Here is a 13,542-nt window from a genome sequence, read left to right on the forward strand (position 1 = left end):
GAGCCATTGATGACTGAATCGAACGACACGCCTATCCAGACGGAAGAGGGCGACGAGCGCCAACACCGCCGCATCAAGAGCTTCGTGATGCGCGCCGGGCGCATGACCGAAGGCCAGCAACGGGGTCTGGACCAGGGCGCGCCGCTGTACGTGCTGCCGCTGGCCGACGCGCCGGTGGATTACGATCAGGTGTTCGGCCGTTCGGCGCCGCGCTCGCTGGAGATCGGTTTCGGCATGGGCCACTCGCTGCTGGAAATGGCCGCGGCGGCACCGGATCAGGACTTCATCGGTGTGGAAGTGCACCGTCCGGGTGTCGGCGCGCTGCTCAACGGCGTGCTGACTCAGGGCCTGACCAACCTGCGGGTCTACGATTGCGACGCGATTGAAGTGCTCAACCGCTGCATCGCCGACAACAGCCTCGATCGCCTGATGCTGTTCTTCCCGGATCCATGGCACAAGAGCCGTCACCACAAGCGTCGTATCGTTCAGGCGTCCTTCGCCGAGCTGGTGCGCAGCAAGCTGAAGGTCGGCGGCATCCTGCACATGGCCACCGACTGGGAACCGTACGCCGAGTACATGCTGGAAGTGATGAACGTCGCCCCGGGCTACCGCAACCTCGCCGAAGACGGCAAATGCGTACCGCGCCCGGCCGAACGGCCGATCACCAAGTTCGAACGCCGCGGCGAACGTCTTGGGCATGGCGTGTGGGATCTGAAGTTCGAGAAAATCGCTTAAACATCACGCAAAACCCAATGTGGGAGCGGGCTTGCTCGCGAAAGCGGTGATTCATTCAACGTTGATGTTGACTGATACGACGCCTTCGCGAGCAAGCCCGCTCCCACAGTTGTTTTGTGTGCTCAGCAATTACACGGTTGAAAGAAACCGAGCTGGCACCTGTTCTGTCAGCCAGACGCCGTTTTCGGCCTGATAGTGCTTGAAACCCTGTTCTTCCATCTGCCGTGCGGCGACTTTCAGAATCACCACGGTGCCATAGCGCTGCCCGACGGCCGAAGCGGTGTCGATGTCTTGGGAAAGGTGCACGTGATGGCGTGATCCCGGGATCAGGCCTTGTTCTTTGATTGACTCAAGAAAGCGCGTCGCTGTGCCGTGATACAGCGTTTGCGGTGGCTGTTTCTGCTCGAACTGCAAATCCACGCTTTTCGTTGAGTGGCCCTGAACCGCACGAATCAGTTGGCCGTCCTCGGAAATCGAGAAGCGCTTCTTGTCGCTACTTGTCACGACCGCTTCAATCAGTTCGCGGTCCAGTTTGCGACCGTCACGCGCAGCACCGTTGATCAGTTCTTCGATATTTGCCCAGCCTTCAGAGTCCAGCGTCAGACCGATCGCCTGAGGTTCGTGGCGCAATACGAAGCTGAGAAATTTGCTTGTCTCGTCCAACAGTTTTTTGCTCATGAACTTCCCTGTCATTGCGATCAACTGTGGGAGCGGGCTTGCTCGCGAAAGCGGTGAATCATTCAACGTTGATGTTGACTGATACGACGCCTTCGCGAGCAAGCCCGCTCCCACAGTTGTTTTTGGTGATGGCTGAAAGTCAGCGGCGGTCAGCGACTACGCCGATAAGCACCAGTACCACCAACAACACCGGCGCCAGGCTGTAGTTGTTGAACTGGCTCAGGCCCTTGACCACCCACGGCGTCGCATAGATCAGCGCGGCGCCGCTGCCGATCACGCACAGCAGGGCCATCAGCGGTACGCGCAGGGCGCCGGCGATGCTGCCCAGACGCTGCTCGACCCAGCCTTTGAAGTCAGCGCCGAACAGCACCAGCAGGCAGCCCACCAGCGCCAGGGCGATTTCCGAGAGGTTGCTGCGGCTCCAGCGGGACACGGTGGCGAGCAGATCGAGTATCAAATCCATGCGGTTTTCCTTGGGGCGGCCGTTAGGGCTCAGCTCAGAAATTTCTGCAGCAAGTCGTTGAGAAACAGTTGTCCGCGCTCGGTGGCCGCCAGACGTGACGGTTCGACCTGCATCAGGCCACTTTGTTCGGCCTCGCGACGGTGTTCGGCGAGACTTTCCAGCGGCAGGCCGGTGCGTTCGGGATACAGGCGTGATTCCACCCCGGCAGTCAGGCGCAGGGCGTTCATCAGGAACTCGAACGGCATCTCGTCATTGCTCAGGGCTTTCTCGCCGGCCTGGAAACTCTTGGCTGGGTTGAGATAGTCCTTCGGCAGGCGTGTCTTCCAGGTGCGGACGATGCGCCCGTCCAGATGACTGAGCTTGCCGTGGGCGCCAGCACCGATGCCGATGAAGTCGCCGAAACTCCAGTAATTGAGGTTGTGCCGTGCCGGCCGCCCGGGCTGGGCATAGGCCGAGACTTCGTATTGCGCGTAACCGTGCGCGGCCAGCAGCGCTTGTCCGGCTTCTTGAATGTCCCACAGCGTGTCGTCTTCCGGCAGCACCGGCGGCTGGTTCCAGAACACCGTGTTCGGCTCCAGTGTCAGCTGATACCAGGAGATGTGCGTCGGTTTCAGTTCGATGGCCTGACGCAGGTCGCTCAAAGCATCGTCCAGCGACTGATCGGGCAAGCCGTGCATCAAGTCGAGGTTGAAGTTGTCGAACCCGGCCTGACGCGCCATTCCCGCCGCGCGCACCGCTTCGTCGCCGTTATGGATGCGCCCGAGGGCTTCAAGTTTCTGCTGCTGGAAGCTCTGAATGCCGATCGACAGGCGATTGATCCCGAGCTTGCGATACGCAACGAACTTCTCTTGCTCGAAGGTGCCGGGATTGGCTTCCAGGGTGATCTCGATGTCGTGGGCGAACGGGATGCGCTGCTCGACGCCTTTGAGCAAGCGCCCGAGGGCTTGCGCGCTGAACAGGCTCGGCGTACCGCCACCGAAGAAGATCGAACTGATTTCACGGCCATACACCGCGTGCAGGTCCTGATCGAGGTCAGCCAGCAACGCGTCGACGTATTCCTCTTCTGGCAGCACCGGGCTGGCGGTGTGCGAGTTGAAATCGCAATACGGACATTTGCGCACACACCACGGAATGTGGATGTACAGCGCCAGGGGCGGCAGTGTAGGCAGCGGCGCCCGAGGCGAAGAGGCGGCGCCGCCGATGATCAGCGACGACGCGGGGTGGCTGTCGGTCATTTCAGGCCCAGACGCTGGCGCAGCAGATCCATTGCACGGGCGCGGTGGCTGATCTGGTTCTTGTCGGCCGGGCTCAGTTCGGCGCTGGACATTTCACGCTCCGGCACCCAGAACAGCGGGTCGTAGCCGAAACCGTGCTCGCCGCTGGCGGCGGTCAGGATGCGCCCGTGCCACAGGCCTTCGCAGAGGATCGGCAGCGGATCATCGGCATGCCGCACCAGTGCCAGCACGCAGACGAACTGCGCGCCGCGCTCGGCTTGCGGCACGTCTTTGAGGGCCTCGAGCAGTTTGGCGTTGTTCGCCGCATCGCCCTTGCCGTCGGCATAGCGCGCCGAGTAGATGCCCGGTGCACCGCCGAGGAAATCCACCGCCAGACCGGAATCGTCGGCCAGCGCCGGCAGGCCGGAGATGCGCGCGGCATTGCGCGCCTTGAGGATCGCGTTCTCGACGAACGACAGACCGGTTTCCTCCGGTTCGACCTTGCTCCATTCGCCGATCGAGCGCAGTTGCACCGAGTCGCCGAGCATGGCCTGGAGTTCCTTGAGTTTGCCGGCGTTATGGCTGGCCAGTACGAGTTGCGTGAGGTTCATCATTCGCCGGGAAAGAGTTCTTGGTTGAAGTTGATGGTGTTGATCTTGTCACCGTTCTGCACCTTGATTTCAAAGGTGCGGGTTTCCTGCTGCTCCACCGGGTACTGGGCGATGTAGTAGATCGCGCCCTGTTCGGTGACCTGGCGGAAGTTCAGCGGCACGCTCTGGCTGGTCAGGTCTTTGACCGTGCCGGTGACGTTGGCGATCAGCGGTTTGCCGTCCTTGATCACCGAGACGTTGATCACGCCTTGGTTCTTGCTGCGGATCAGCTCGGCTGCTTTGGCGATGTCGGGTGTCAGGAAGGTCGAGTTGAAAGTGTTGTAGTGCACGGTAACGTCGCCGAACACTTCCTTGCGTTCGCCCTTGATGGCATCGGCGGCCACCGCCGACAGACTCAGGCAGGCGGCCAATAGCACAGTAATCAAGCGACCCATGATCGTTCTCCTCGAAATGTCGTGGTTCAGACCGCGACCCGATGATCTGCAAGCACCGGGCTGCTGACGCGGTAGATACCAATCTCACCTAACAGATTAGGCCATAGCTTACTGGCCCACCCGTGACGGTGCTGTTGATCCACGGCAAGCCGATCAATGACCTTCGCATCACGTTCGCGACAAAGTTCTTCAAAGTCTTCGAAGGTGCAGAAGTGAATGTTCGGCGTGTTGTACCAGGTGTACGGCAGAAATTCCGACACCGGCATCCGGCCCTTGCTTGCCAGATACCAGCGGCAGCGCCAGTGACCGAAGTTGGGGAAGGTGATGATGCACTGACGACCGACCCGCAGCATCTCGTCGAGGATCTTGTCCGGGTAGTGCACGGCTTGCAGGGCCTGGGTCATGACGACGATGTCGAAACTGTTGCTGGCGAAGTTGCCCAGCCCCTTGTCCAGGTCCTGCTCGATGACGTTGATGCCCTTGGCCACGCACTCGGCGATGTTGTCGGCGTCGTTTTCCAGGCCATAACCGGTGACGTTCTTGTTGTCGCGCAGCCAGGTCAGCAGTTCGCCGTCGCCGCAACCGAGGTCGAGCACGCGGCTGCCGGCGGGGATCCATTCCTGGATGATTTCCAGATCAGCTCTCATGGCTTGTTCACACCGTAATTCGGTTCATGTAATTGCCGAACGCCTGCAAATAGCGCGGGATCGGAATCAGGAAGGCGTCGTGGCCCTGGGGTGCATCGATTTCCAGATAGCTGACGTCTTTGCGTGCCGCCATCAGCGCGTCCACCAGCTCCCGCGAGCGGGCCGGGGAGAAGCGCCAGTCGGTGGTGAACGACATCACGCAGAACTTGGCGGTGGCGTTTTCGAAAGTTTTCGCCAGGTTATTGTCGAAGTTCGCCGCCGGATCGAAGTAATCCAGCGCCTTGGTCATCAACAGATAGGTATTGGCGTCGAAACGCCCGGAAAACTCTTCACCCTGATAGCGCAGGTAGCTTTCGACCTGGAACTCGACGCTGTGGAAGTCGTAGTTGAGCTTTTCGCTCTTCAGGCCGCGGCCGAATTTCTCGCCCATCGAGTCGTCGGACAGGTAGGTGATGTGCCCGACCATCCGCGCCAGCATCAGCCCGCGCTTGGGGATCACCCCTTGTTCCTGGAACGAACCACCGTGGAACTCCGGGTCGGTGAGGATCGCCTGGCGCGCCACTTCGTTGAAGGCGATGTTCTGCGCCGACAGCTTGGGGGCCGAGGCGATGGCCAGGCAGTGGCGCACGCGATCCGGGTAAGTGATGGTCCATTGCAACGCCTGCATGCCGCCGAGGCTGCCGCCGATGACGGCGGCGAACTGACGAATGCCGAGCAGGTCAGCCAGACGCGCCTGACTGTGCACCCAGTCTTCGACGGTGAGCACCGGGAAATCGGCGCCGAACGGCTTGCCGGTCTCCGGGTTGATACTGCTCGGGCCGGTGGAGCCGTTGCAGCCGCCCAGATTGTTCAGGCTGACCACGAAGAACTTGTTGGTGTCGATCGGTTTGCCGGGGCCGATGCAACTGTCCCACCAACCGGGCTTGCGGTCGTCGGGGCTGTGATAGCCGGCGGCATGGTGGTGCCCGGACAACGCGTGGCAGATCAGCACGGCGTTGCTCGCCTGCGCGTTCAGCGTGCCGTAGGTTTCGTAGATCAGGTCGTAGGCGGGCAGCGAACGGCCACAGGCCAGGGCCAGAGGTTCACTGAAGTGCGCCGTTTGCGGCGTCACCAGACCAACAGAATCGGGGGGAAAGGCAGCTGGCATCGACCCTGCTCTCGTTGAAATGAGGCGTAAGTCTAAAGACCGGGGGGGTTAGCGGCAAGCAACGATAAGGCCTGATCGTTGATTGAGCGAAGTCCTTGTGGTGAGGGGATTTATCCCCGATGGGCTGCGTAGCGGCCCTGAAATCTTTGGTCGTGCCGAGAGAATGGGGTTGGCAGCAACAAGGGGGCCGCTTCGCGACCCATCGGGGATAAATCCCCTCACCACAGTGGATCAGGCTGGACGCAGCAGATCAGGCAACTCCGGCAGCTTCTTCGGCGCACAGATCTTCACCCGTTTCTGCCGGTTCAACTCGCCGCTGAGCAAACTGACCTGGCTCTTGGACACGCCAAACGCCTTGGCCAGAAAGCCCATCAGATACGCATTGGCCTTGCCCTCGACCGGCGGCGCGGTGAGGCGGATCTTCAGGCGGTCACCGTGCAGCCCGGCGAAATCATCGCTGCGGGCTGCCGGTTGCAGATGACATTCGAGGATCAAATCGTCCCCGTCCCAGCGAAACCAGCTCACATCAGCAGGCGCAGGATTTCCGGCATCATCGTCATCGCCGCGAGGTTGTTGATCACCAGCATGTCGATCAGCTTCAGCGCCAGGAAGGCGAAAATCGGCGACAGGTCCAGTCCGCCGAGGTTCGGCAGAATCTTGCGGAACGGTGCCAGCGCCGGCTCGCAGATCTGGTTCACCAGTTCAGCGCCCGGGTTGTGGCTGCCCGGGGCGACCCACGACAGGATCACGCTGATGATCAGGGCGAAGAAGAAAATCTTCAGGAACAGCGCGGTCACGCCGATGATCGACCAGATGAACAGTTGCAGCGGGTTGCCGGTGGTGCCGTAGGTCAGCAGCAGGGTCAGGGCCATCAGGGCCAGTTGCACCAGAATCGCCAGCACCAGCGACGACATGTCGAGGCCGAAGATGCTCGGGATGATCCGGCGCAGCGGCTTGAGCAGCGGCTGGGTAGCCTTGACCACGAACTGGCACAGCGGGTTGTAGAAGTTCGCGCGCACCAGTTGCAGGACGAAGCGCAACAGCACGATCAGCAGGTACAGGCTGCCGAGGGTTTGCAGCACGTAAACCGCTGCGGTGTTCAATCCAATCATGTAAGGCTCCTTATTTGCCCAGTTGTTCGGCCATTTCGGCCGAGCGGTGCGCGGCGGCGCCGAGTGCTTTTTCTACCAGGGCTTCGAAGCCGTTAGCCTGGAATGATTTGATCGCGGCCTCTGTGGTGCCGTTTGGCGAGGTCACGCGGCGGCGCAGTTCGGCAGCGTCGACATCGCTGGATACCGCCATGTGCGCGGCGCCCAGAGCCGTTTGCAGGGTCAGTTGCTCGGCGATTTCCTTTGGCAGGCCGAGTTTGACGCCAGCGGCGGTCATCGCTTCGATCAGCAGGAAGAAGTACGCCGGGCCGGAGCCGGAGACGGCGGTCACGGCATCGAGTTGCTGCTCTTCGTCCAGCCACAGCGCAATGCCCACGGCGGACAGCAGCTCTTCAGCCTGCTGACGCTGTTCGGCAGTCACTTCGCTGGTGGCGTACAAACCGCTGACGCCCTGACGCAGCAGCGCCGGGGTGTTGGGCATGCAGCGCACGATCGGCTGCTCGCCGAGCCACGCAGTCATGCTCGCGCAAGTGATGCCGGCGGCGATCGACACCACCAGTTGCTGCGGTTGCAGGCTTGGGCGGATGGCTTCGCACACAGCTTTCATCGCCTGTGGCTTGACCGCCAGTACGATCACGTCGACGCCGTCGATGGCCTGGGCGTTGTCGGCGAAGGTTTCGATGCCGTGTTCGGCGCTAACGCGTTGGCGGGTCTCTTCGCCCGGATCGCTGGCGCGAATGTGGCTGGCTTGCAGACCCTTGGCCCGCAGGCCGCCGATCAGGCTGGCGGCCATGTTGCCGGCACCGATAAAGGCAATGCGTGTGTTGCTCATGTCAGGTCCTTTTTCAGATGGCTGTCGGTCATTGCTGACCGTAATCTCTGGCGCCAAACAGGGCGGTACCGATCCGCACCCACGTGGCGCCTTGAGCGATGGCCGACTCGAGGTCGTGGCTCATACCCATGGAAAGTGTGTCGAGCGGCAGATTCAGGCTGGCCTGCAAACGTTGCACGGCAGCAAAAGCGGCATCTTGTTCGGCGCGATCTTCGGTCGGCTCGGGAATCGCCATCAGCCCGCGCAGTTTCAATCGGGGCAGGGCGCTGATGGCCTCGGCCAGCGCCGGCAGGTCGGCCGGGGTGCAGCCGGACTTGCTGGCCTCACCACTGACGTTGACCTGAATGCAGATGTTCAGCGGCGGCAGCTCGGCCGGGCGCTGTTCGGACAGGCGTTGGGCGATTTTCAGGCGATCCACGGAGTGCACCCAGTCGAAATGCTCGGCGATGGCGCGAGTCTTGTTCGATTGAATGGGGCCGATGAAGTGCCAGATCAAGGGCAGGTCGGCCAGTTCGAGCTGTTTGCCCAGGGCTTCCTGCAGATAGTTCTCGCCAAAGTCACGCAGGCCGGCGGCGTAGGCTTCACGCAGGTCCTGCGCCGGTTTGGTCTTGCTCACGGCCAGCAACTGGATGCTGTGTTCATCGCGGTTTGCAGCTTTGGCCGCTGCCTGGATACGCGAACTAACCTGAAGAATGTTGTCTGCTATCGTGGACATCAAGAGGCGCCAGCGGTCTGAAGGTTCGCGGCATTCTACTGGAATTGAGGGACGCTATGGATATCACTGAACTGCTGGCGTTCAGCGCCAAACAGGGCGCTTCCGACCTGCACCTGTCGGCGGGGCTGCCGCCGATGATCCGCGTCGACGGCGATGTGCGGCGGATCAATCTGCCGGCGCTGGATCACAAGCAAGTGCACGAATTGATCTACGACATCATGAACGACACCCAGCGCGTCGACTTCGAGAAACACCTGGAAACGGATTTCTCGTTCGAAGTCCCCGGCGTGGCGCGCTTCCGGGTCAATGCGTTCAACCAGAACCGTGGCGCTGGCGCGGTGTTTCGCACCATTCCCTCGAAAGTGCTGAGCATGGAAGACCTCGGCATGGGCGACGTCTTTCGCAAGATCACCGATGCGCCGCGCGGGCTGGTGCTGGTGACCGGGCCGACCGGGTCCGGCAAGTCGACCACGTTGGCGGCGATGATCGACTACCTCAACACCCATCGTCACCACCACATTCTCACCATCGAAGACCCGATCGAGTTCGTCCACGAATCGCGCAAATGCCTGATCAATCAACGCGAAGTCCATCGCGATACCCGCAGCTTCGCCACGGCGTTGCGTTCGGCGCTGCGCGAAGACCCGGACGTGATTCTGGTGGGCGAGATGCGCGATCTGGAAACCATTCGCCTCGCACTGACTGCCGCTGAAACCGGGCATCTGGTATTCGGCACGCTGCACACGACGTCCGCCGCCAAGACCATCGACCGTGTTGTCGATGTGTTCCCAGGGGACGAGAAGTCCATGGTCCGCTCGATGCTTTCGGAGTCGTTGCTGGCGGTGGTGTCGCAAACGCTGATCAAGAAAATCGGCGGCGGGCGGGTCGCGGCGCACGAAATCATGCTGGGAACATCGGCGATCCGGAACCTGATCCGCGAGGACAAGGTGGCGCAAATGTATTCGGCGATTCAGACCGGAGGGTCGTTGGGGATGCAGACACTCGACATGTGCCTGAAGGAGCTGGTGACCAAGGGCTTGATCAGCCGCGAGCATGCGCGGGAAAAGGCGCGTACCCCGGATAATTTCTAAGAGAGGCTTGTGTCGCTTTCACTGGCCTCTTCGCGAGCAAGCCCGCTCCCACATTGGAATGCATTTCCATGTGGGAGCGGGCTTGCTCGCGAAGGGGTCAGTACTGCTTGAGCAGATTCCGGATCAGTCGACTCAGCGCTGAACCACACGCATCTGTTTGCCAGCCGGTTCTTTCGGCAGCACACGCTTGGCAACTACGTAATGCTGTTCCCAGTACGGCTTGTTCAGCGTATCGATGCTCACCGCTTTGCCACGACGTGGGGCGTGGATGAAGCGGTCGTTGCCCAGGTAGATGGCAACGTGGTTGACCCGACGGCTCTTGATGTTGAAGAAAATCAGGTCGCCCGGCTTCAGATCCTTGCGTTCGACTTTCTCGCCATGCCCGCTGGCCATCGCGTTGGAGGTGCGTGGCAGGTCGAACGTAGCGTCATTGAACGCATATTTCACCAGCCCGCTGCAGTCGAAGCCTTTACTTGGGCTGCTGCCGCCCCAACGGTAAGGAGTACCGAGGACGTTCACCGCGCGGCTCAGGACGTTGCTGCTTTCCTTGTTGGCCATCGGTGGCACCAGCTTGCCGTGATTCTTGCTGGCGAGCGTGGTGTGTCTGGTTTGTTTACTGCTCTTGCTCGAAGGAGCCGAAGCATGGGATTTAGGGGTGAAACCGTTAACGTTGGGAAGACGTTGCTCACGATTGGTGGCGTGGGCGGCCAGTGGCATTAATAGGCAAATAGTTAGCCATGTCTTGAAAAATGGTCGCATTAGGCGTGGCTCTTATGTGTTAGCGCGCAACTTTATAACAGCTTTTTTGTCCCTTCCGAGGCCGTTGGTCGATTCCATCGGAGGGCAACGGAACCAAACAAGCGGCAAACGGACGCAATTGTCGGACAGAAGTCCGGTGCTATAAGGCTTTGACGGACGACACGGTAACATTTGCCGTACGTCGGCTACATGTAAAAAAGTCACAAAGAATTAAAGAAAATTTATCTATCGTGTGAATCGAGGTCTTCATGAACCGCTATCAGCAGGTCGCTGCACCGCAGGATACGCACAGCAAAATCATCGGTTATCTGCTGTGGATTTTTGGTTTCACCGGCGCTCACCGCTTCTATTACGGCAAGCCCGTGACCGGGACGATCTGGTTCTTCACCTTCGGTCTGCTGGGCATTGGCTGGCTGATCGACGTGTTCCTGATCCCGGCAATGGATCGCGAGGCGGATCTGCGTTTCACCGCAGGGCCGATCGAATACAACGTGGCGTGGATTCTGCTGACGTTCCTGGGCGTGTTCGGCGTGCACCGGATGTACCAGGGCAAGTGGATCAGCGGGTTGCTGTATCTGCTGACCGGCGGGTTGTTCTTTATTGGTGTGCTGTATGACTTCTGGACCCTGAATGATCAGGTTTCGGTGCGCAACGCGCAGAATCGCGGCGCTTTTCAGTAACCTGTGGCGAGGGGATTTATCCCCGATGGGGCGCGTAGCGGCCCTAAAACATTCAACCGCGGAGGAATTGAATCACCGCGGTTGTAGATTGAGGGCTGCTGCGCAGCCCATCGGGGATAAATCCCCTCGCCACAATGTCCCTCAGCAGCCGGTTACGCCTGGTGACTGATCCGCCCATCCACCAAGGTGTAACGCACCACACCCGGCAGGGTGTGACCGAGGAACGGGCAGTTCTCGCCCTTCGACAGCCAGCCTTCGCCGGCCACGGTGGACGCCTTCGGGGCGAACAGCACGATATCCGCCGCACCGCCCACCGCCAGTTTGCCCGCCGGCAGACGCAGTGCATCCGCAGGCCCGGCACTCAGGCGCGCCAGCAGGGTCGGCAGATCCAGCAAACCATCCTCAACCAGCGTCATCGCCAGCGGCAGCAGCAACTCCACACTGCTGATGCCCGGCTCGGTCGCGCCGAACGGTGCCAGTTTGGCGTCGCGCTCGTGCGGCTGGTGATGGCTGGAGATCGCCGAAATCACCCCGGATTTCACCGCTTCACGCAGGCCGTCGCGGTCGGCGCGGGTGCGCAGCGGCGGTTGCACGTGATACAGGCTGCTGAAGTCGATCAGCGCTTCATCGGTGAGAATCAACTGATACAGGGCGACATCGGCGGTGACCTTCAAACCACGGGCCTGCGCCTGAGCGATCAGGGCCACGCCGCGCGCGCTGGTCAGTTGGCTGAAATGCGCGCGCACGCCGGTCTGCTCGACCAGCAGCAGATCGCGAGCCAGAGCCACGGTTTCCGCGGTTTCCGGAATCCCCGGCAGGCCGAGGAAACTGGCGACCGCGCCTTCATGGGCCAGACCGCCATCGGCCAGATCGTGATCCTGCGAATTGAAAATCACCGTCAGGTCGAAGGTCGCCGCGTATTCCAATGCCCGGCACAGGGTGCGGGTGTTGCGGAAACTCTCCAGACCATTGCCGAACGCCACACACCCGGCGTCGCGCAGCGCCACCAGCTCTGCCAGCTGTTCGCCGTCCAGCCCTTTGCTCAGCGCGCCAATCGGAAACACCTTAGTGTTGCCGGCTTCGCGGGCGCGGTCGAGGATCAGTTCGGCCACGGCCGAGGTGTCGAGCACCGGTTTGGTCTTCGGCGGGCAGCACAGACTGGTCACGCCGCCGGCCGCCGCTGCGCGGGTTTCGCTGGCGATGCTGCCTTTGCGGCTGTAGCCCGGCTCGCGCAGGGCCACATTCAGGTCGACCAGGCCCGGTGCTGCAACCAGACCGTTGGCGTTGATGGTTTCCACAGCGGTGAAACCGGCCGGTGCGGCGCCGAGGGCGACGATCTTGCAGGCTTCAACGTGAATGTCGGTGATTTGATCCAGACCGCTGCTTGGATCGATGACGCGGGCGCCGAGAATGCTGAGCTTCACTGGGCGTTCTCCTGCTCGAATTGACGTTGCGCTGTTTGCCCGCTCATGGCCATCGACAGCACGGCCATGCGGATGGCGATGCCGTAGGTGACTTGATTGAGGATCACCGAGTGCGGGCCGTCGGCCACCGCGGACTCGATTTCCACGCCACGGTTGATAGGCCCCGGGTGCATGACGATGCAATCGGGTTTGGCCCCGGCCAGACGCGCGGTGGTCAGGCCGAACAGGCGATAGAACTCGCCTTCGCTCGGCAGCAGGCCGCCGGTCATGCGCTCACGCTGCAGGCGCAGCATGATCACCACGTCGACGTCCTTCAGGCCTTCGTTCATGTCGGTGTAGACCTTGACGCCGTACTGCTCGATGCCGATCGGCAGCAGGGTCTTCGGCGCGATCACGCGGATGTCCGGGCAGCCGAGGGTCTTCAGCGCGAGCATGTTCGAGCGCGCCACCCGCGAGTGCAGGATGTCGCCGACGATCGCCACCGAGAGGTTTTCGAAACCGCCCTTGTGCCGACGGATGGTGAGCATGTCGAGCATGCCCTGGGTCGGGTGCGCGTGCCGGCCGTCGCCGCCGTTGATGATCGCCACCTGCGGGCAGACATGCTCGGCGATGAAGTGTGCGGCGCCGGAATCACCGTGGCGCACGACGAACATGTCGGCGGCCATGGCTTCGAGGTTGCGCAGGGTGTCGAGCAGGGTTTCACCTTTACTGGCCGACGAGGTCGACACGTTCAGGGTGATCACGTCCGCCGACAGCCGCTGGGCCGCCAGTTCGAAGGTGGTGCGGGTGCGGGTGGAGTTTTCGAAGAACACGTTGCACACGGTCTTGCCGCGCAGCAACGGGACCTTCTTCACCGCCCGGGCACCGACTTCGAGGAACGAGTCGGCAGTGTCGAGGATTTCCGTCAGCAACTCGCGGCGCAGGCCATCGAGCGAGAGGAAGTGGCGCAGCTGGCCCTGATCATTGAGCTGCAGCGGGCGCTTGGTATCTAGAGGCGTCATCG

At 61.4% G+C, this 13,542-nt stretch carries 17 protein-coding genes; 3 read left to right on the forward strand and 14 right to left on the reverse strand.

The window, feature by feature from the left end; genetic code table 11:
- Positions 1–9: 9 nt before the first annotated feature.
- On the forward strand, positions 10–735 hold the full coding sequence (gene trmB, locus VLA07_RS11345; protein ID WP_027610572.1) for a tRNA (guanosine(46)-N7)-methyltransferase TrmB: 726 nt from the start codon (positions 10–12) through the stop codon (positions 733–735).
- A 129-nt stretch (positions 736–864) separates the two neighbouring features.
- On the opposite strand, the gene VLA07_RS11350 is transcribed toward trmB, so the two are convergent.
- The 11 genes from VLA07_RS11350 to VLA07_RS11400 form a co-directional block, all read right to left on the reverse strand.
- Positions 865–1,413, reverse strand: a complete 549-nt coding sequence (locus VLA07_RS11350; protein ID WP_333989293.1) for an RNA 2'-phosphotransferase — start codon at positions 1,411–1,413, stop codon at positions 865–867.
- 139 nt (positions 1,414–1,552) lie between these two features.
- A complete protein-coding gene (locus VLA07_RS11355; RefSeq protein ID WP_003229134.1) occupies positions 1,553–1,876 on the reverse strand; it encodes a DUF3392 domain-containing protein in 324 nt (107 codons plus the stop codon).
- Between the two features lie 29 nt (positions 1,877–1,905).
- Complete coding sequence (gene hemW / locus VLA07_RS11360) at positions 1,906–3,111, reverse strand: radical SAM family heme chaperone HemW (RefSeq protein ID WP_333989254.1); 1,206 nt, start codon at positions 3,109–3,111, stop codon at positions 1,906–1,908.
- Complete coding sequence (gene rdgB / locus VLA07_RS11365) at positions 3,108–3,704, reverse strand: RdgB/HAM1 family non-canonical purine NTP pyrophosphatase (protein ID WP_097088966.1); 597 nt, start codon at positions 3,702–3,704, stop codon at positions 3,108–3,110. The genes hemW and rdgB overlap by 4 nt, the downstream gene beginning before the upstream one ends.
- A complete protein-coding gene (locus VLA07_RS11370) occupies positions 3,701–4,135 on the reverse strand; it encodes a DUF4426 domain-containing protein (protein ID WP_027610575.1) in 435 nt (144 codons plus the stop codon). The genes rdgB and VLA07_RS11370 overlap by 4 nt, the downstream gene beginning before the upstream one ends.
- A 26-nt stretch (positions 4,136–4,161) precedes the next feature.
- Positions 4,162–4,782: a methionine biosynthesis protein MetW gene (gene metW / locus VLA07_RS11375; RefSeq protein WP_003229126.1), complete on the reverse strand. Its 621-nt coding sequence runs from the start codon at positions 4,780–4,782 to the stop codon at positions 4,162–4,164.
- A 7-nt stretch (positions 4,783–4,789) separates the two neighbouring features.
- Positions 4,790–5,929: a homoserine O-succinyltransferase MetX gene (gene metX, locus VLA07_RS11380; protein ID WP_333989255.1), complete on the reverse strand. Its 1,140-nt coding sequence runs from the start codon at positions 5,927–5,929 to the stop codon at positions 4,790–4,792.
- Positions 5,930–6,160: 231 nt separating this feature from the next.
- Positions 6,161–6,454 carry a DUF167 domain-containing protein gene (locus tag VLA07_RS11385; protein WP_333989256.1) on the reverse strand — a complete coding sequence of 98 codons (294 nt, stop codon included), beginning with the start codon at positions 6,452–6,454 and terminating at the stop codon, positions 6,161–6,163.
- Positions 6,451–7,041, reverse strand: a complete 591-nt coding sequence (locus VLA07_RS11390) for a YggT family protein (protein WP_027610578.1) — start codon at positions 7,039–7,041, stop codon at positions 6,451–6,453. Before VLA07_RS11390 ends, VLA07_RS11385 begins: the two co-directional genes overlap by 4 nt.
- A 10-nt stretch (positions 7,042–7,051) precedes the next feature.
- Positions 7,052–7,870 carry a pyrroline-5-carboxylate reductase gene (gene proC / locus VLA07_RS11395; protein ID WP_333989257.1) on the reverse strand — a complete coding sequence of 273 codons (819 nt, stop codon included), beginning with the start codon at positions 7,868–7,870 and terminating at the stop codon, positions 7,052–7,054.
- A 28-nt stretch (positions 7,871–7,898) separates the two neighbouring features.
- The gene (locus VLA07_RS11400; protein ID WP_003229116.1) at positions 7,899–8,585 is read right to left on the reverse strand and encodes a YggS family pyridoxal phosphate-dependent enzyme; all 687 of its coding nucleotides are present in this window, start codon (positions 8,583–8,585) and stop codon (positions 7,899–7,901) included.
- Between the two features lie 56 nt (positions 8,586–8,641).
- On the opposite strand from VLA07_RS11400, the gene VLA07_RS11405 reads away from it, so the two are divergent.
- The gene (locus VLA07_RS11405; protein WP_003229114.1) at positions 8,642–9,676 is read left to right on the forward strand and encodes a type IV pilus twitching motility protein PilT; all 1,035 of its coding nucleotides are present in this window, start codon (positions 8,642–8,644) and stop codon (positions 9,674–9,676) included.
- Between the two features lie 132 nt (positions 9,677–9,808).
- On the opposite strand, the gene VLA07_RS11410 is transcribed toward VLA07_RS11405, so the two are convergent.
- Complete coding sequence (locus VLA07_RS11410) at positions 9,809–10,435, reverse strand: C40 family peptidase (protein WP_202369070.1); 627 nt, start codon at positions 10,433–10,435, stop codon at positions 9,809–9,811.
- Positions 10,436–10,683: 248 nt separating this feature from the next.
- Between VLA07_RS11410 and VLA07_RS11415 the strand changes: the two genes are divergently transcribed.
- Positions 10,684–11,115 (forward strand): NINE protein, encoded by a 432-nt coding sequence (locus tag VLA07_RS11415; protein WP_007964113.1) that lies wholly within the window; start codon positions 10,684–10,686, stop codon positions 11,113–11,115.
- Between the two features lie 152 nt (positions 11,116–11,267).
- On the opposite strand, the gene VLA07_RS11420 is transcribed toward VLA07_RS11415, so the two are convergent.
- Both VLA07_RS11420 and VLA07_RS11425 read right to left on the reverse strand, forming a co-directional pair.
- Positions 11,268–12,539, reverse strand: coding sequence for a dihydroorotase (locus VLA07_RS11420; protein WP_333989258.1), 1,272 nt, complete (start codon positions 12,537–12,539; stop codon positions 11,268–11,270).
- Positions 12,536–13,540: an aspartate carbamoyltransferase catalytic subunit gene (locus VLA07_RS11425; protein WP_003229107.1), complete on the reverse strand. Its 1,005-nt coding sequence runs from the start codon at positions 13,538–13,540 to the stop codon at positions 12,536–12,538. The genes VLA07_RS11420 and VLA07_RS11425 overlap by 4 nt, the downstream gene beginning before the upstream one ends.
- Positions 13,541–13,542 lie beyond the last annotated feature (2 nt).

This window comes from Pseudomonas sp. S3(2024) (genome assembly GCF_036861315.1).
Classification (GTDB): domain Bacteria; phylum Pseudomonadota; class Gammaproteobacteria; order Pseudomonadales; family Pseudomonadaceae; genus Aquipseudomonas; species Aquipseudomonas putida_A.